The organism is Phytoactinopolyspora mesophila, assembly GCF_010122465.1.
Lineage (GTDB): Bacteria > Actinomycetota > Actinomycetes > Jiangellales > Jiangellaceae > Phytoactinopolyspora > Phytoactinopolyspora mesophila.
The window spans coordinates 163,605-181,863 of record NZ_WLZY01000003.1 but is presented as its reverse complement, the minus strand read 5'-3'; the positions used below and the strand labels follow the sequence as shown (position 1 = coordinate 181,863).

16 protein-coding genes are annotated in these 18,259 nt (G+C 66.3%); 6 read left to right on the top strand and 10 right to left on the bottom strand.

Features of this window, described 5'->3' with window-relative positions; translation table 11 throughout:
- Positions 1-39: 39 nt before the first annotated feature.
- The 5 genes from F7O44_RS10630 to F7O44_RS10610 are packed head-to-tail and all read right to left on the bottom strand — an operon-like array spanning position 40 to position 4,760.
- Positions 40-687 (bottom strand): GTP-binding protein, encoded by a 648-nt coding sequence (locus F7O44_RS10630; RefSeq protein WP_162450226.1) that lies wholly within the window; start codon positions 685-687, stop codon positions 40-42.
- Positions 668-1,039: a DUF742 domain-containing protein gene (locus F7O44_RS10625; RefSeq protein WP_162450225.1), complete on the bottom strand. Its 372-nt coding sequence runs from the start codon at positions 1,037-1,039 to the stop codon at positions 668-670. The genes F7O44_RS10630 and F7O44_RS10625 overlap by 20 nt, the downstream gene beginning before the upstream one ends.
- 9 nt (positions 1,040-1,048) lie before the next feature.
- Complete coding sequence (locus tag F7O44_RS10620; RefSeq protein ID WP_162450224.1) at positions 1,049-1,477, bottom strand: roadblock/LC7 domain-containing protein; 429 nt, start codon at positions 1,475-1,477, stop codon at positions 1,049-1,051.
- Positions 1,474-3,960: a sensor histidine kinase gene (locus tag F7O44_RS10615; protein WP_162450223.1), complete on the bottom strand. Its 2,487-nt coding sequence runs from the start codon at positions 3,958-3,960 to the stop codon at positions 1,474-1,476. The genes F7O44_RS10620 and F7O44_RS10615 overlap by 4 nt, the downstream gene beginning before the upstream one ends.
- 14 nt (positions 3,961-3,974) lie before the next feature.
- Entirely contained in the window at positions 3,975-4,760 is a 786-nt protein-coding gene (locus tag F7O44_RS10610) for an MHYT domain-containing protein (protein ID WP_222851254.1), read from the bottom strand.
- 562 nt (positions 4,761-5,322) lie between these two features.
- Between F7O44_RS10610 and F7O44_RS10605 the strand changes: the two genes are divergently transcribed.
- The 5 genes from F7O44_RS10605 (at position 5,323) to F7O44_RS10585 (ending at position 9,454) form a co-directional block, all read left to right on the top strand.
- Positions 5,323-6,531 (top strand): ABC transporter substrate-binding protein, encoded by a 1,209-nt coding sequence (locus tag F7O44_RS10605; protein WP_222851253.1) that lies wholly within the window; start codon positions 5,323-5,325, stop codon positions 6,529-6,531.
- Positions 6,532-6,685: 154 nt separating this feature from the next.
- Complete coding sequence (locus F7O44_RS30240) at positions 6,686-7,498, top strand: ABC transporter permease (protein ID WP_222851252.1); 813 nt, start codon at positions 6,686-6,688, stop codon at positions 7,496-7,498.
- The gene (locus F7O44_RS10595) at positions 7,499-8,335 is read left to right on the top strand and encodes an ABC transporter permease (RefSeq protein ID WP_222851251.1); all 837 of its coding nucleotides are present in this window, start codon (positions 7,499-7,501) and stop codon (positions 8,333-8,335) included.
- Positions 8,332-9,129: an ABC transporter ATP-binding protein gene (locus tag F7O44_RS10590; protein WP_162450221.1), complete on the top strand. Its 798-nt coding sequence runs from the start codon at positions 8,332-8,334 to the stop codon at positions 9,127-9,129. Before F7O44_RS10595 ends, F7O44_RS10590 begins: the two co-directional genes overlap by 4 nt.
- Entirely contained in the window at positions 9,101-9,454 is a 354-nt protein-coding gene (locus F7O44_RS10585) for a hypothetical protein (protein WP_222851250.1), read from the top strand. Before F7O44_RS10590 ends, F7O44_RS10585 begins: the two co-directional genes overlap by 29 nt.
- Positions 9,455-9,967: 513 nt before the next feature.
- Here the strand turns inward: F7O44_RS10585 and F7O44_RS10580 are convergent.
- Entirely contained in the window at positions 9,968-11,125 is a 1,158-nt protein-coding gene (locus tag F7O44_RS10580) for an amidohydrolase (protein WP_162450219.1), read from the bottom strand.
- 102 nt (positions 11,126-11,227) lie between these two features.
- Positions 11,228-12,442, bottom strand: coding sequence for a glutamate--cysteine ligase (locus F7O44_RS10575; RefSeq protein WP_162450218.1), 1,215 nt, complete (start codon positions 12,440-12,442; stop codon positions 11,228-11,230).
- A 93-nt stretch (positions 12,443-12,535) separates the two neighbouring features.
- Between F7O44_RS10575 and F7O44_RS10570 the strand changes: the two genes are divergently transcribed.
- Positions 12,536-13,288, top strand: coding sequence for a glycerophosphodiester phosphodiesterase (locus tag F7O44_RS10570; protein WP_162450217.1), 753 nt, complete (start codon positions 12,536-12,538; stop codon positions 13,286-13,288).
- Here F7O44_RS10570 and F7O44_RS10565 read toward each other — a convergent pair.
- The 3 genes from F7O44_RS10565 to F7O44_RS10555 form a co-directional block, all read right to left on the bottom strand.
- Positions 13,269-14,489 carry a class I SAM-dependent methyltransferase gene (locus tag F7O44_RS10565; RefSeq protein WP_162450216.1) on the bottom strand — a complete coding sequence of 407 codons (1,221 nt, stop codon included), beginning with the start codon at positions 14,487-14,489 and terminating at the stop codon, positions 13,269-13,271. The genes F7O44_RS10570 and F7O44_RS10565 overlap by 20 nt on opposite strands.
- 51 nt (positions 14,490-14,540) lie before the next feature.
- Positions 14,541-16,256 (bottom strand): serine/threonine-protein kinase, encoded by a 1,716-nt coding sequence (locus tag F7O44_RS10560; protein ID WP_162450215.1) that lies wholly within the window; start codon positions 16,254-16,256, stop codon positions 14,541-14,543.
- Positions 16,257-16,403: 147 nt separating this feature from the next.
- Positions 16,404-18,122: a serine/threonine-protein kinase gene (locus F7O44_RS10555; RefSeq protein ID WP_162450214.1), complete on the bottom strand. Its 1,719-nt coding sequence runs from the start codon at positions 18,120-18,122 to the stop codon at positions 16,404-16,406.
- Between the last annotated feature and the right edge of the window lie 137 nt (positions 18,123-18,259).

The following is an 18,259-nucleotide window of genomic DNA, read 5'->3' as shown; positions in this document are numbered from 1 at the left end:
CTCGATCACCGGGCTGAGCCGGGCTGGCCCGGCGCCTGGTCAGTGCTTGACCGGGCGTCGGGGCAGTCCGTTCGACGAGGTGGCAGGCTCAGGTTCAGCCTTCGCGTTTCGGAGCTCGCTCACGTGCTCGACGAGCTTGATGAGGACGTTCTTGCCGGACTCGCGGTCGCGGGCGTCGCACATGACCACCGGAGTCCTGTCGTCGAGGTCCAGGGCTTTGCTCACCTTCTCGGGGTTGTAATGACGGGAACCCTCGAAATGGTTGACACCCACGACAAACGGCAACCCCCGGTGCTCGAAGTAGTCGACCGCCGGGAAGCAGTCCTCGAGGCGGCGGGTATCGGCGAGGACCACGGCTCCGAGAGCGCCCATGGCGAGTTCGTCCCACATGAACCAGAAGCGGTCCTGTCCTGGCGTCCCGAACAGGTAGAGGCACAATCCGTCGCGGATGGTGATCCTGCCGAAGTCCATCGCGACCGTGGTGGTGGTCTTGCGTTCGACGCCGTTGGTGTTGTCGACGACCTGTCCTGCTCCAGTGAGTGCTTCCTCGGTATGCAGGGCGCGGATCTCGCTGACGGAGCCGACCAGCGTGGTTTTACCCACGCCGAATCCCCCGGCGACGAGGATCTTGAGGGCCACGAGGGGCTGGACGCCGTCGGGAACGGATTTAGAGTGCACGGAGGCCATCGATGACTTCCTTGAGAATATTGCTGTCAGGGATTCGGTGCGGAGCTGGTGGCGTGATCTGGACATGGCCGGAGTTCAAGAGATCTCCGAGCAAAACCCGCACCACACCGAGCGGCAAGTTCGATTCGGATGCGACATCGGTGATGGTCTGTGGATACCGCCTGCAGATGCGCATGATGAGCTGCTGTTCCGGTGAGAGCGAGGGGTCGTATGGTGCCGACGACGCCACGTGCACAGTTGCCATCAGATCGAACGACTCAGTGGTGCTCCTGGCCCGGCCCGCAGTTACTGCGAACAGCCGGACGATCGGCCCCGCGTCGTCGTCGTACCAGTGTGGGCTTGTGTCACTCATCGGCGCGCATCACTTCGGTGCGGCTGCGGGATCCAGTTGATCTGGCCGGGTCGGTACGTAGAGGTGCTCATGGACTTGTTTCACCAGCCTCGCCATCTCGTAGGCGATGAGACCGATGTCAGCGTCGGCCTCACTGAACACTGACAGGCAGGAGCGGTCGCCGGCGGCGACGACAAAAAGGAAGCCACCCTCCAGCTCCACCATGGTCTGGACAACGCCTCCGGCCTCGAAATGCATCCCAGTGCCTTTGGCGAGGCTGTGGAATCCCGAGGCTATGGCGGCGAAGCGTTCGCGGTCTTCCCGGCTTAGTTGATTCGAGGCGCCGACCGGCAGGCCGTCGCCCGAAAGCACGACTGCATGCCGGATCTGGGCTACGCGACCAACTAGATCATCGAGCAGCCAGTTGAGCTCGCCCGACATGTGGGTGGGCTCGGTCATCGGTTCTCTCCCTCTTGCGGCGACTCGTCTTGTTTCTCGGATTGCCCTCGGAGCCACCCGTTACGCAGCGCAGACAAGGTGGCGCGTGCCTGATCGGGTGTCCGGGTCGGGTTTTCGCTCGGCGACGGCGTGCTGGGTGGCGGGGGCGGGGGATCGCTCCGGAGCTCTGGACGGAGACTGGCGCGACGGACCCTGCGTGGGAGGTCATCGACCTCGGCGTCCTGGGGTGCCGCGTCCTCGCGAGACGTCTGTCCGGTAAGAGCCTTGGCGGTTTCGCGAACGGCCTGCAACCCGGGTTCGGTCGCCGGGCCCGACCGCGGATCGGGGACGGCGGACAGCGATCCGACAGCAGTCAACTGGGCCCTTTCCAGGTCGGGTGCCGGCTCTGGAGGCGGTATCTGCTCCGTCATGGTCCGATCGAGCAGGGCGTCCGGGATCAAAACGATGGCAGTGACGCCTCCGTAGGCCGAGCGCTGCAGCGTCACCTCAACATTATGACGGCGCGACAGCCGGTTGACCACGAATAGGCCGAGCTGGTCGGCTTCGAGGAGGTCCACCTGGTCGGTATCCCGGATCCGGCGGTTGGCATCGGCCATCGCCTGCTGGCTCATGCCGAGACCACGGTCTTCGACCTCGAGCGCTAGGCCGGTGCCGACTACTTCGCCGCGGACGACAGCCTTGGTGTGGGGCGGCGAGAAGACCACCGCGTTCTCCACCAGTTCGGCGATCAGATGGGTCAAGTCCGCGACCGCGGTGCCCGAGATCCGGACGTCCGGGATGTTCGCGACCTCGACACGGGTGAAGTCCTCGACCTCGGCCACGGCGCCACGCACGACGTCCATCATGGGGACCGGGTTCCGCCAGCGACGGGCCGGCGGCACCCCGGAGAGAATGATCAGACTCTCGGCTTGGCGACGCATGCGGGTGGTCAGGTGGTCGAGGCGGAACAGGTCTTCCAGCTGGTCCGGGTCCTCGATTCGGCGCTCCATGCTGTCGAGCAGCGCGAGCTGCCGGTGCAGCAGGACCTGGCTCCGACGCGCGAGGTACACGTAGACGCCGGAGATGCCCTTGAGCACATCGGAGCGCTCGATCGCGGCTTGCACCGCGGAACGGTGAACGGCGTTGAGAGCCTCCGCCACCTGGCTGACTTCGTCGTCGCCCAGGGCAACCTGTGGAGCTTCTGTGTCGATGTCGACGTTCTCGCCGGAGTTCAGCTTGCGCAAGGTCGCCGGGAGTTTGCGGCGGGCCAGGTCCATGGCGGAGTTGTGCAGGCCGGCAAGTTCGACGACGAGGCCACGGCCGATCAGCACCGATATCAACAACGAGAGGATGACACCGATCAGACCGAGCACGACGGCCACACCTGTGGTGCCGAGGACGTCGAAGCTGAAGAGACTGGCCTCTTCAGCCGCGATGGTGGTCACACGTGCTTCACCCGCGGCAAGTTCCTGCTGGACCGAGCCGGCAGCCTCGCTCCATGCGTCGGCCGGGACCGCGCCGACAATCGTGTAGCCGGCTCGCCCGCTGGTCAGATCGGCCTCGAGATCACGGAGGAACTGATAGGACCGGCTGGTCAGGACGTCCCGGTACGCGGCTTCGGCCGAGGGTCGCGGGTCGTCGATGTCGGTCCAGAGCATGGACTGACCGGCCTGGGCAGCCTCGACCAAGGTCAGATACTGCGACTGTGTCATCACCTCGGCCGCGTACGCGGCGCTCATGACGGCATCCTCGCGAGAGATCATCTCCCGCGCCATAGAGAGCTCTAGTACGACGCGCGGGTCGAACTCCACACCCGGCGCATCCATCTGGGTGAGCACACCCGTGACGCCGAACGCTTCGCTGACAGTCGCCGTGTAGGCGTCGAACATGGCCAGCCAGCTGGTGCTCTGTTCGGCAACGCGGTCCCGGATGCCGGAGAGGGAGTCGGCCGCGGCGACGAGCCCTTCGATTCGTCCAGGAAGCCGGGGGTCGAGCCCGGCGGCGTCGGTGCTGCTGTTGGCGATGCCATCCCGTAGCGCGGCCACAGCGGCGTCGGTGGCTTCCCCCGCGGCGAGGAGCGCATCCGGTTCGGCGTCAGGTGCGGCCATGTACTCCGAAGCCGCCACTCGCTCGTTCTGCACGGCGGCGACGAAGTCGTTGATCGGGGTGAGGAGGGTGTCGTTGACCTCTTTGAGCTGCTGAAGCTCAGACACGTTCTGGGCGGTGGTGACCGTGGCGAAGCCCCATAGGGCCATCAGCGACATCACGGGCACCATGAGGACGGTGACGATCTTCGCGCGGACGGACCGGGGACGGCGGCCACTACTTGCCCTACTCCTGGCCGCCGCCGCTCGGCGGGAGGCGTGCCGTGGGCCGGAACGGGGTGCGGAGTCGTCGTCCTCCTCGTGTACGTTGACCGGCCCGGTGTCCGTGTGTGGATCGTCGCTGGTCACTTCACCGTTACCGTTTTGCCGCTCGCGCGCGTCATCCTGGCGTTCACGCATGTCTTTTGCCTCGATCAGCTCGCTAGATTGGAATCTCTGCTCGGCGCGGCCGTAGCTGTGGCGGCCGCAACTGGTTCGTGCCTGATGGGTGACAGGGCGACGAATGCCGAGCTGAGGAACAGGAATGAACCGAACACAACGATGAACGGGAAGACGAACTCGACGGCGCTCGCTCCGGGGAGGACCGAAGTGCCCGGAGTGATGTCGAGCCGTAACGCGGCAATCCCGGCGTACTCGGTTGCGCTGGCCGCAGCACCCATCAGGAGGGCCGCGAGGACCGTGCCGCGGAAGCTGTCGGTCAGGAAGGCGACGGCTAGTGCTGCCATCGCGACGCCCACTGCGATGGCAGCGGACAGGACGACGGTGGGGATTTCGTAGCTCAGGGTGCCGTGGATTTCCATCGCCGACATGCCGACGTAGTGCATGCCGACGATGCCCGCGCCGGTCCCGATGCCACCCAGGACTGCTCCGCGCACACGTGAGCTGCTGTAGCCGAGAGCAAAGACTCCGGCCGCGACGAGCAAGATGGCGACCACCAAACTCAGCAGCGTGAGCGACACGTCATACCGCACCGGCGAGCCGTCGACGCCGAAGCCGAGGATGGCGACGAGATGCATGGTCCAGATACCGGACCCGATGGCGAGCGCGCCGATCAGCAGCCAGCGCTGTTTGGCCAGGCCGGTCGTAGCGAACGCCCGGACGATACAGCGCAGCCCGAGCCCCGCCCCCACACACGCCATGACATAGGCGACAACGGCGGTTATCGGCCCGTACTGAAAGAAGTGGTGCAGGTGCTCCACATTCAGTTCCCTACTGGTAGCCCCTTGGTTGTGGACCCACCAGCGGGTGCTGGTAGGCCAGCCCGATCAGCCAACGTCCGCCTGGCCGTGCAGCCACAACTCCACCCGATGCCTCGCATCGAGCCCCCCGCCAGCTCAGACTTGGTTGTCCACCGGCCTTGTTCTCGCCAGCTTCCGGCGAGAGGTCTCTTTTGCCGGACACACTATGACAAATCGGCTTGCCATCGGCAAGAGTGCCGCAGAGAAACCTACCGTTCAGGCGGTCCGAATGGCTAGTGTTTCGAGCCGAAAGTATGTTGACGATCGGCCGGACGCCCGATCCGCCGTGGCTTTTGTCCGCACCCGGGCGATCTTGCTTGATGTTGGTGTGCTGGACTGTGGGCGCGACGGTTAGGGCTGTCGGCGGGGGCGAAATGCGAGGCGAGGCGGAGGGGGTTCAAGGGCTGGCCAGGTGGTTGACACGGCATGGAGGCGCTCCTAGTGTCATGGATTCTGGTCAAAATTCAGACATTTGTGCACGTTCTAAATGCTCTGGCTGACATTTGCGAACAAGGGAGGGTACGTGTTCCGTTCCTCGCGGTTACGGATGGTTCTCGCTGGTGGGGCGGCGCTTGCGTTGCTGGTTGCCTGCGGATCCGATGACGATGGCGACGATTCTGCGGCGCAGGGTCCTGATGCAGGCGAAGTCGACGAAGATGGCGATGACGACGAGGACGAGGATGAGGGCGCGGACCTCGACGATCTTGCCGAGCTGACCGAGGTGACGCTGGGGTATGTCTCGGCCGTTGACCAGATGGGGGCGGCGATCGCACTCGATCTCGGCTTCTATGACGACGTCGACCTTGACGTCGAACTAGCGCAGCCGTTCCCCACGGGTGTCGACGCGCTCAACGCGCTCGACGCCGGCGAGGTCGACTTCGTCCAGGTCGGTACGCCGAGTATCGGTGCCGTGCTCGAGGGCATGGACCTCGTGTACCTGGGCAACTACTCGGGTAGCTCGAGCCAGCTCGGCATCGACGAGACGATGGCGATGGTGGCCAGTTCCGAATCCGGCATCGACCCCGATGACCTCTCCACGCTGGCCGGCAAGCGTATCGGCGTCTCGATCGGTTCGATCAACCATCTGTACCTACTCGGTGTCCTCGAGGAAGCCGGCCTCTCGCCGGACGACGTCGACATCCAGAACACGCCGCCGCCTGAGATGCCGGTCGCGCTGGAGACCGATGGTCTCGACGCGGCTGTGATCTGGGACCCGTGGCCGATCGTGACGACGCACTCTGTCGACGGCGCTTTCGAAGTGGTTCGTGGCGGTGGCTACATCGCTTACATCGGCTACATCGTCTCCACGCGTGAGTATGTGGAGGAGAACCCGGACACGGTCGAGGCGCTGCTGACGGCCCGGGCGGCCGCCGATCACTGGATGCGCGAGAACCCGGATGATGCCGCCGACGTCACCGTCCGATGGGTCCCGGGTACCGAGATCGAGGTGGCCGAGGAGGCGATGGAGTACAACATCATTCAGCTCGATCCCCGGTTCTCGGCCTGCAACTACCTCGCACTCGACACGATGATGGGTGTGTTCGCCGACATGGAGGTTGTCGACGGCACGTACGACGTCAACGACCACTTCGTTCCCGGGCCGATCCTCAACGTCATGGAACAGCACCCGGAGCTGTTCGACGACCTGCCGGAGATCCCGGAAGAAGCGCAGATCTCGGCCGACTATGTCTTCGAGCGCGGCGAAGCTCAGAGCGCCTGCCCCGAAGGCTGAGCCGGCTGGTTCAGCCCGGCATCTGAGGTCACGAGGCTCCGGCTTTCACCGGACCTCGTGACCTCCTCAGGGCGCTACTTGCATGGTCGAGCAGGTTGGGCAATGGCGCCCTCGAGACCAGAATTGCCGGCGGGAGGTTTGAAGGCTCGTGGTGGTGTCATCGACGGCCGTCAGTCGCCGGGGTACTCGTTTACAACAGCGACTGGCGTCGGCCTTTTGGTTCGTCGTCCCGTTCGTCCTCCTGGCCGCGGTGTGGTTCATCGCCGTGGAGGTGTCGGGTGTAGAGCGCCGAACGTTCCCGCAGGTCACGGATGTTGTCGCGGCGTTCGTCGACCTGTGGAACACAGGTGAGCTGTTCACTCACCTCGGAGCGAGCCTGCGGCGCATCGGCATCGGTGTCGTTGTCGCGGTCATCACCGCGATCCCTTTCGGCATCCTGCTCGGTTCCAACCGCTGGGCGGCGGCGTTCTTCTCACCGCTGTTGCGGTTCTCCGTCGCGCTTGCGGGTATCGCTTGGATCCCGCTGGCCACGCTGTGGCTGGGCCTGGGGGAACGAGCGGTCATCTTCATCGTCTGGAACGCGATCTTCTTCGCATTGACTTACAACGCAATGCTCGGCGTCCAGCAGATCCCTACCCAATTGCTCCGAGCGGCGCGCAGCATGGGAACCCCGCGTGCTCGGATGTTCACCGAAGTCCTGGTGCCCGGTGCGTTGCCGAGCATCGTGACCGGCCTGCGGGTGGGACTCGGCTACGGCTGGCGTGGCCTGATCGCCGCCGAGATCATCGCGACCGGAGCGGGGCTGGGGTACTCGATCTTTCTCGCGCAGCGCTTCTATCGCACCGACATCATCGTCGCCAACATGGTCATCATCGGCGTTCTCTGGCTGGTCACCGACAGAGCTCTGCTCGCGCCGCTCGAACGACGAACGGTGGAGCGCTGGGGCATGAAGGCGGTGACGGCATAGATGCTGGACACGCAGACGGGCCCGCGGGTGCACCACACTCGCCTCTGGATGGGCCGGCTCGGCCGGAACCGGCTCGTGCGCACCCTAGGGCCTTTCGTGCCGGTGGTGGTGCTCTGGTGGATCGTAGCCGAGATGGAAGTGTTCCCGCCCGCTTTCTTCGTCGGGCCGGATGCCGTCATCGACGAGTTCTCGGAGATGATCCGCAAGGGAATCCTCCCGGCTTACCTGTCCGACTCGATGACCAGATTGTGGACCGGTGTGGTGTTCGGCCTGCTCATCGGAATCCCGGCAGGGTTCATCGTGGCGATGTCGTTCTGGGCGCGCAGGCTCACCTGGCCTCTGCTGCTCTTCTTCCAGGCCATCGCCGACATCGCCTGGCTGCCCATCGTGATCGTGTGGTTCGGATTCAGCCTCACCGCGGTCACGTTCGTCATCGTCTACACCATCGTCTTCCCGTTGATGATCAGCATCGTCGCCGGCGTGGAGCAGGTGCCGCGAGACGTGGTCCGGGCGGCCCGCAGCCTTGGCGCCGGCCGGTTCCGGGTCTTTACCGATGTGATCGTGCCCGGAGCCCTGCCAGCCGTGGCCACCGGCATCCGGACCGGCCTGGGATACGGCTGGCGGGCACTGATCGCCGCTGAGATCATCATCGGCACCAGTGGTATCGGGTTCATGATGTTCGATGCTCGCCGTGCTGGCGAGGTGACCCCCGTGTTCGTCGGTATGATTGTGCTCGGTGTGCTGTGGTTTGCGCTCGACGCGCTGGTCCTCGCACCTTTCGAGCGGAGCACCGTCGAACGCTGGGGCATGGTACGCACCGCGGAGGTGGCTCGATGAGCACACTGGAAATCAACAACCTGCACAAAGAGTTCGTCGACTCCTACACCGGCGAATCCGTCGTAGCTGTCGGCGACGTCACTTTCAGCGTTGAACAGGGCGAGTTCATCTCGGTGCTCGGCCCCAGCGGCTGCGGCAAGACCACCGTGCTCAACATCGTGGCGGGGTTCGACAAACAGACCAGCGGAACGGTGCATGTCGCGGGCAAGCCGGTTGACGGCCCGTCCCCCGAACGCGGCGTCGTATTCCAGAGCTTTGCGCTGTTCCCCTGGAAAACCGTCATGGGCAACGTCCTCTTCGGGCTGCGGATGCGTGGAGTCCCACGGCACGAACGTGAACCCATCGCGCAGCAGTATCTCGAGCTGGTCGGGTTGGAAGGGTTCGAGCGCAAGTTTCCGCACGAGCTTTCCGGCGGCATGCAGCAACGCCTCGGCGTCGCCCGGGTGCTGGCGAACGAACCCGAAGTGATGCTGATGGACGAGCCGTTCGCCAGCGTCGACGCCCAGACCCGCCGCAAACTCCAGGAGGAGCTCACCGGCATCTTCGAGACGAAACGGCCCACGGTCTTCTTCGTTACTCACGACGTCGACGAGGCTGTCTTCCTGGCCGACAAGGTCGTCGTGCTCGGCGCCCGCCCGAGTCAGGTGAGGGAGATCGTCACCGTTCCGCTCGAGCGGCCGCGGACCTGGCGGTCAGTGCTGGACAGCCAGGAATTCCGGCACACGGTCACCTATCTCACCGATCTGCTGGCAGGAGATGAGCCCGGTGTCCCGGCTGACCTGGATCCTGCGTAAGGTCCTGAGCACCATCGGCGGGCGGACGCTCGCCATGCTGATCGTGCTCATCCTCGCCTACCAGGTCTGGATCGGGGTCACTGCGATGAGCAAGGTCGCCGACGGTGTGGGTGAGGAGCTCGACCGCCGCGGTACGTTCACCGTCGACGTCGTACTCGGGTTTCCGCCCGAGCGTTTCCACATGCTCGAACTCCAGGCGTACGGCCGGGTCCAGGGCACCACGGACAACGTGCTGCACCTGCGCAACGTGACGCAGGAGGACGTCGACGCCATGGCGCGTAAGTACTGGATCAAGGAGATCCGCCCCGGCCGCTCGCTTCGTTAGACGAGCGTCGGTCCTGCGGGTTCCCTCCTCGCCCAGCGGCTCGTTCCTCGCCGATGCCCGCCACACCATGGAGGGATCCCGCAGGACCGACGCTCGGTGCCGCGGTAGGCCGGGGGATCTCTGTTCCAGTGGGCGGCAGCAGGGGCCGGACGACACCTTCCGATGCCCGACCGCACCATGGGCGGGATCCACCTCGCGGGAGCTCGGCCTCCGTCGGCGGGCGGGGCGGATCTCAGCTCCAGCGTCGAGGCGCATACACCTCTGTCCGGTGATCGTCAGTGGGTTGTGGCTGCTGCTCGCAGGGGCAAAGTGGGGCAAAAGGTGCCAGGGGACAGCCACAACCCACTGACGATCACCGGGGATGAGGGTGGGTGCTTGGGAGGGGAGGAACGGAGGGGAGGGGAGGGGAGGGGCGGATGGGAGGGGCGGAGGGGAGGGGAGGGACGGATGGGAGGGACGGAGGGGAGGGGAGGAACGGAGGGGAGGAACGGAGGGGAGGAACGGAGGGGGAGATCAGCGGAGGGCGTCGAGGACGGCGCGAGTAAGAACGCGCACGCCGATGCCGAGCGCCCGCTCGTCGATGTCGAAGCTGCCCTGGTGGATGTCGTGCATCACGTCACCGTGGTGGACGCCGAGCCGGGCCATCGCCAGGGGAACGTGTTCGCCGTACCAGGCGAAGTCTTCGCCGCCCATACTCGTGTTGGTACGGGCGACCGACTCCGGGCCTAGTTCGGCGGAGATGGCCGAGCGCATCAGCTCTACGCAGGCGTCGTCGTTGACCACCGGAGGAACGCCGCGTTCGTAGTGGATCTCGACGCCGGCGCCGCAGGCGGCAGCGACATCGGAGACGATGGATCGGAAGTTCTTCTCCGCCTCGGCCCACGCGGCATGGTCGAGCACTCGCACCGTGCCTTTCAGGACACCCTCGCCGGGAATCGCGTTGGGGGCGTGGCCGGCCTGGATGGTGCCCCAGGCGAGAAGCAGCCTGGCGCGCACATCCGCACGCCGCGCCAGCAGCGCCGGAGCGTCCACGGCGATACGGGCCAGGGTGTCCACGACGTCGACGGTCAGATGTGGGCGTGCCGTGTGCCCGCCCGGACCGGTGACCCGGACTTCGATGAGGTCGCAGGCCGCAGTGATGGGGCCGAGTTTGACCCCGATCTTGCCGACCTGAAGCCGCGGGTCGCAGTGCAGCGCGAATAGCCGCTCCACTCCTTCGAGCTCGCCGGCGGCGATCACCTCCCGCGCACCGCCCATCTTCTCTTCGGCCGGCTGGAAGATGATCCGGATCCGCCCTGGCAGATCGGACCTCTCAGCCAGCGCCATGGCGGCGCCGAGAGCGATGGTGGCGTGGGCGTCGTGCCCGCACGCATGGCAAACGCCGTCAACTGTCGACCGGTACGGCACGTCTTTCGGATCTTGTAAAGGCAGCGCGTCGATATCGGCGCGGATGGCCGCGGTGCGTGGGCCGTCTCCGACGTCGACAACTAGGCCGGTGCCCCGTGGAAGCACTCGCGGTTTCAGGCCGGCCTTGGTCAGCCGCTGAACCAGTAGATCGGTGGTGGCATGTTCGTCGAAGGCGAGCTCGGGGTGGGCGTGGATCTGCCGCCGCACGGTGATGAGTTCGTCGTGATGAGCATCAACCCAGCTCGCGAGCCAATCGGTGGTCACGTTCTGCGCCTCGTTATGTCATCGCCGGGACACGCCCGCATTGGGCGGACCGGGCTTGCGGATGATGTCTGGTGCCAGCTGTTCTGACTCCGCTTCGCCGGATCAGATTACTGCGTCGGGCTCGAGGTCGTCGCTCGTGGCGGACCTCGGCTGCGGGATGCCGGGTAGCTGGCGATCCGTTGGCACCAGTAGTCCTGTCTTCATCTCGTAGAGGAGACCGTCGACGACCTTGGTCAGGTCTCCGCCGTTGGCCTCCGCGATTGCACGCTGGCGCTGATAACTCGCGCCCACGCGCAATAGATGCTCGACCTGCGCGAGTTCATCAGCGCAGCCGAGTCTACGCGCAATAGGCATGAGATCGTCGGCCAAATCCAGAATTGCCGTCCGCAGCGGCAACGTGATTCCGCGATCGTCGGCGATGATCTCCGCGTCGAGCCCGAAACGGGCCGCCCGCCACTTGTTCTCACGCACCACCCAGCTGCGCGGATTGGGCAGGGTATAGCCGCGGTCCAATTCGTGATCGAGTTTGTGCACCAGGCACTGGGCCAGTGCGGCGATGATGCCGATCTCGTCGAATGTGGGTAGGCCGTCGCACACCCTGAGCTCGACGGTGCCGAAGTCCGGGTGCGGGCGGACGTCCCACCACACCTCGCGGACCGACTCGACCGTCTGGGCGGAGATCAGCGTCTCCATAAAGCTCTCGAATTGGTCCCAGCCGGAAAGCTGGTACGGAAGCCCCGCGGTGGGCAGTGCCTCGAAGACTTTCGAACGGGCCGATGCCAGCCCCGTATCGTGTCCTTCCCAATAGGGCGACGACGCCGAGAGCGCCAGGAAATGCGGCATGTAGAACGTGAGAGCATTGACGATGGGAATGGCTTTGTGGGGTGAGCGGATGCCGACATGGATATGCACGCCGAATATCTGCAACCTCCTGGCCAGCCACTGCAGCTGTTCGACCAGTTGCTGGTAACGCGGCTTCGGGCTGATCTTCTGGTCCGCCCAGCTGGTGAACGGGTGGCTGCCGGCACAGATGACCCCCATTCCACGCCGTTCGGCGGCTTGGGTGACAGTCCGCATGGTCTCGGCAAGGTCGGCGCGAGCCTCGGCGACATTGCTGCACACGCCGGTGATGATCTCGACGGTGGACTGGAAGAGCTCGTGTTTGGCCTTCGGGTGTTCGGGGGCGCCGGGTGGGCAGATATCGGCCAGGATCTCGATGGCGCCGGGCGTGAGTTCCCGCGTGTTCAGGTCAATCAGTTGGAGTTCCCATTCCACACCGAGACTGGAACGATCAGACGGAGCAAAAAGGATCTCCATCCATGGAGTGTGACATAGAGTGACCAAACATGGAACGGATGGTAGCAATCTGCTACTTTTCCATCCCGCCCTTCGCCCCCGGCGGTGTGCGCCATGACCACGCCGCGCCTCGAGGCATCGAACGGCCGAGCGGACCCGATCGCCTTCGCGCACCGGGGAGCCAGCGCACATGCACCCGAGAACACCCTCGACGCTTTTCAGCTCGCGCTGGATATGGGGGCCACAGGCCTGGAGAGCGACGCGTGGCTGAGCGCCGACGGCGCGGTGATACTCGACCACGACGGCGTGTTCGGCGACGAACCCCAGCGCACCGCCGCGGAGCTGCCACGCGCTGCGCTTCCTGGCCACGTCCCGTCCCTGGACGAGTTGTACGCGACGTGCGGGACGGGATTCGAACTGTCGCTCGACGTCCTCGATGTATCCGCATTCGAGCCGATCCTGCGGATAGCGAAGGCAGCCGGTCCGGATGCGGTGTCCCGGCTGTGGCTGTGCCACCCGGACTGGCGCACCGTCCGCGGCTGGCGGACGGTGAGCGACGACGTACGTCTGGTCGACTCGACCCGGCTGCACCGTATCGGCGAGGGCATCGAGCGGCGTGCGACGACGCTGGCCAGCAACGGCATCGACGCACTCAACATGAACCAGGCCGACTGGACCGCGGAACGCGTCGATTCGGTCCAGCAGCGCGGCGTGCTCGCCTTCGGTTACGAGGCACACACCTCCGACGTGCTCAACCGGTTGATCGGCACCGGCGTGGACGCCGTGTACAGCGACTATGTGGACCGCATGTTGAACGCGATCGAAACGTCGAGAACGGCGTCGTCGTCTAGCGCTGAGGGGTCGTGACGAGCACGGTGGCTTTGCCGCGCACCCGGGTGATGATCAGCGTGGTGCTCCGGCCACCTCTGGGGCGCAGAGTTTGGCGCAACTGCTCCGGCACCACTCCAACTCCCCGCTTCTTGATGGTCAGAGTGCCGATCCGATTGTCGCGAACGTACCCGCGCAGCAACTTCATGTCGTAAGGCAGCACCTCGGTCACCTCGTAGCCGCGGGCGAACGGCGTCGGAACATAGGTGTCGCTGCTGACATACGCGATCGAAGGGTCGACCAGCCAACCGTCGACCTCGGCGGCAGCGGCCGTGACGAGCCCCGCCCTGATGACCGCTCCGTCAGGCTCGTAGATGTAGCGACCTGGCGCCCGCACGTCGGTGTCGCCAGGGTCGTCGGCCTCGGTCAGAGTGTTGCTCTGCAGCACCGCGTCGCTGTCCACGCCGTCGTCCGCGGAGGGGACGTAACGCAGCAGGGTCGCCCTCCGGGCGGCACCGGCCAGCGGCTGCGACCAGAGTGCCGCTTCCTTCACCTCGCCGTTGTCAGATACCCATTCGGCTTCCGTGCCAGGGGGGATCTTGTCGTGCGGGATTCCGGGGGCGACCTTCACACAGGCCGTCTCCCGCAGCAGCTCCAGGACGAACGGCCACGGCGGTTGATAGGCGGCGGTGTCGAACACCCTCCCGCGCGAGGTGCGGCGGGCGGGGTCGCACGTCACGGCCGTGTACCCCCGGCGATCGGTTGTGGTCGCGTCGGCGGTTAGTACGCGGGCGCGTCCGGATAGGCCAAGAGCCGCGATGTTGAGCCTGGCCACCTCCGCGGTCAGCTCGTCGGACTCCACTCCGGTGACGTCCAGCCCGGCACGGGCCAGAGCCATCATGTCGCCTCCGATCCCGCAACAAAGGTCCAGCACGGGGCCATTGCGGCCGGCAGCGGCGATCCGGGCGGCACGGTGCCGGGCGACGCTGGATCGGGTGGCTTGCTCGTATCCGTTGATCGTGAAGTACATGCGGGCGACGTCGGCCTGTTCGAACTTCGCGCCGGCGCGGCGGCGAAGCTCGGCCTGGGTGAGGGCCGCGGCCACCAGTTCCGGTTCATGCGCCCGGCGGAGCCTGGTGCCCAGCGCGAACTCGTCCTCGATGCCGTGCCAGCGGCTGGCTTCGGTAAGTAGCGTGGCACCCGCCGGCGATGCGAGCGTGCGTAGCGCTTCAACATCCATCCGGCTTGCTCCCTTGACGTGGCGGGTGGCTTGTACGAGTCCTTCCGGACCCTAGCTAGCGGGTGCCCCGGCGGCTGGGTCGTCCGCGGAGCCGTCGCTCTCGGCGTCATCCGGATCGTTCGATTCATCCTCGGGTGGCTCAGGATCCTCAGGTTCCGGGTCGCCCTCGTCTTCCTCGGCCTCGCCGTCGTCCTGGTCTCCGGTAGCGTCGTCTTCTTCTTCCCCGGGCTCTTCCTCGTCCGGGTCGTCGGGCGGATCATCCTCGTCGGGATCGCGCGGCTCCTCGGTGTCGTCGCCCGGCTGTTGGTTGTCGGAGTCGCGTGGTTCGTCGGTGTCGTCGCCGGGTTGTTGGTTGTCGGAGTCGCGTGGTTCGTCGCGGCCGCCACCGGGCTGGCCTCCGTCGTCTTGATTGTTGCCAGGGTTGTCCTGCGGATCCTCCTCGGCAGGGTCTCCGCCGTTGTCAGCGGGCGGCGGATCGGTGGGACCCTCGGGATCACCGCCGCGGTTGGCGATGACAAGTACCACGACAAGCAGCACGGCGACGGCGGCTACCGCGGCGATCACGAGCCAGCGACGTTTCGATCGGTTGCCGTCCGGTGACTCGGCGTGCGCGGGCTCTTCCGCGGTGTCGTCCGCACCAGAGTCGCCTTCTCCCAGCAGGCGGGTCTGCGCGCCGGCGGCCGGCGGGACGACGGCGGTGGACGACGTTAGTACGTGCGTAGCCGCGGTGTGCTCGGCCATCGCTTCGGTCGCGGCGGTCGGCTCGGTCGTGGCCATGGCCGTGGTCGCCTTAGTGCCCGGCGGCGCAGGTGGGTTCGCCGCCATCGCCGCGGTCTCCGGTGGTGCGGGTGGGTTTGCGCCCATGACCTGCGTCGGGCCCTCGGTGGTGGCGGCCCGGGGTGCGAGCAGAGCAGTAGCCGCCGACGTTGACGCGGCAGGCGGCGGGGGCAGGGTGGCCGCGGGGTCGTGTAGTGCGCGGCGCATGGCGTCCGCGTCGGTGAATCGGTCCGAGGGCTCCTTCGCCAAGGCCCGTTCCAGTGTGCGAGCGAGTGCGGCAGGGGCGTGTGGTGCGGACTGAGCGATGGCCGGCACGGGTTCGCGCTGGTGGGCGAGGGCTTCGGCGAGCGGGGTCTCGGCTTTGAACGGTGGTTCACCGGTCAGGCATTCGTACAGCACGACCCCGAGGGCGTAGAGGTCGCTGGCTGGGCTGGCCGGGCGCCCCGCGACTTGTTCCGGCGAGAGGTACCGGGGGGTTCCGAGTAGCTGGCCGGTGCTGGTCAGTCCCGCGCTGGTCTCGGCAAGCGCCTTCGCGATACCGAAGTCCGCTAGTTTCACACCGCCGGAGTCCGGCAGCAGGATATTGGAGGGTTTGACGTCGCGGTGCACCAAGCCACGGGAATGAGCGGCGCCGAGCGCGGACAACACCGCGTCGGCGATCGAGATCGTGTCGGCCACCGAGAGGGCGCCTTCGTCGTGGAGCCGGTGGGCCAGGCTGCGCCCGATGACGCGCTCCATCACGATGAACGGCCGGCCGTCGGCTTCGCCGGCGTCGAAAACGGACACGGTGTTCGGATGTTGCAGCCCAGCCGCCGCCCGGGCTTCGCGTAGCATGCGTTCGCGGCTCGTGGGATCGCCGGCGTAGGCGTCGTGGATCAGTTTGACGGCCACGTCGCGGTGCAGCACGTGGTCGTAGGCGGTGACCACTCGGGCCATCCCGCCGGCACCCAGGGGCTCTCCGAGTTCGTAGCGATCAGCCAGCACAGCCATTGAACGTACCTCTGTTTGGGATTACTTCTTCCTCCGTTGGATCGCGCTCAAAAGGCGGGGCTCGACCGTCAGACAGTCTATGATGTGGGCGCCAACTTCCGAAGTTCCGCGAATCGGGCTGCTATGCGGCTCTTGAGCAGGTCCCGATCAAGACGAGCGGGCGGCGCGGAGGACGGCTCTGGCGTGCTGGCCGAGCTCGGCGTCGATCTCGTCGTCGGCGATCCACTTGGCGAGATCGTCGAGCAGATCTTCGGCCTCCTCCGAACGCTGGCGGGCATTGCGTGTCTCCAGCACGTCATCGAGCTTGGACACGAGGTTGTCCGCCTTGTCACCCCAGCGGCCCATGTCGACGGCGACTTCGGCATGCAGGTTGCTGATGTCCGCTAGCGCGGGGTCGTCAGGCCGGCTCTCGAATTCCAAGACGGTCACCGCCGTGCGGCCCGTCTGATTGTCGAGTTCCCCGTCGACCATCCACGAGCCGGTCTTCTCGATGAGCTTGCGGGCTTTTTCGGCACGCTTCGGGCCGCTACGTTCCTCCCGGAGTTTACGTAGCTCGTCGAACAGGTCCTCGCCCTTCTCGCCAGCTTCCGCGGCGTCGAGTGCCAGCGCGGAGATCAGCTGGTCGAGGTCAGTTGGCCCGTCACCGGCGTCGTCAGAAACCTGGCCCCTGTCCGCCTCGTCCGTGTCCGCGTCGCCGTCGGTTTCGTCCGGCTCGGCGTTCTCCGGATCGTCGTCACCGGGTGGGTCACCGGATTCGTGAGCGGTGTCGTCGGCGGGTAGTTCCGGGCCGGTCGCGGTCTGCTCGCTCGAGCCGTCGGGCTGGTTGGCGATGAGCAGTACGACGATCAGCGCCGCTGTGACACCGACGACGGATGCCAGGACGAGCCAGCGCCGCCCACCGGACGGTGCGCGCCGGCCGCGACGAGAACGAGCGTCGGCCTCTTCTGGCCGCGGCGGCCCGGCTGATTGGGCGAGGACCGTCGTCGGCGGTGCATCCCAGCTGGAGGGAGGGGCGCTCTGGCCGTCAGCACGGTCGAGAACGCGAGTGGAATCAACCCGGGAGTCGCTGAGCGCGCGCCTCATGGACCCGGCGTCGGGAAACCGCTCGGCCGGGTTCTTCGCGAGGGCCCGTTCCACGACGCGCACCAGGCCCAGCGGCACATGTGGCACGGCCCGCGTCAGGGAGGGCACTGGGTCGCGCTGGTGGGCCAGGGCTTCGGCAAGTGGGGTATCGGCTTTGAAAGGTACCTCGCCGGTCAGGCATTGGTAGAGGACAACGCCCAAGGAGTAGAGATCGGTCGCGGGCGTCGCGGGCTGGCCGAGTGCGCGCTCCGGGGCCAGGTAGCGTGGCGTGCCCAGGATCTGACCGGTTCCGGTCAGTCCGGCAGCGGTTTCGGCGAGAGCTTTCGCGATGCCGAAGTCGGCGATCTTGACGCCCCCAGAGTCGGGGAGCAGCATGTTGGACGGCTTGATGTCGCGGTGCGCCAGCCCGCGCGCATGAGCGGCCTGAAGACCGGCCAGCGTAGCGTCTGCGATGGCGATCGTCTCGTCGAGGCTCAGCCCTCGTCCGTCCCGCAGCCGGTCCGTGAGGGTGCCGCCGGTGACCCGTTCCATGACGATGAACGGGCGTCCGCCGGACTCGCCGACGTCGAACACGGCGACAATGTTCGGGTGGTGCAGCCCGGCGGCCGCACGAGCTTCGCGCAGCATGCGCTCTCTGCTGGTCGGATCGCCGGCGTAGGCGTCGTGGACGAGCTTGATGGCGACGTCGCGGTCGAGCGCACGGTCGTACGCGGCGACGACGCGAGCCATGCCACCCGTGCCCAGAAGGTCGCCGAGCACGTATCGATCAGCTATGACAGTCATCTCGGTGTCAGTATCCCTCGCGACATGGGACCGGATTGCGCTGGGACAGCTCGGGTCGTCCCCACTGCCACGTCCCGCGACCATCGAGTCTAGTGGTCGCTTTTGCCCGGGTTGCCTGGCTCGCCTTCTAGGATGTC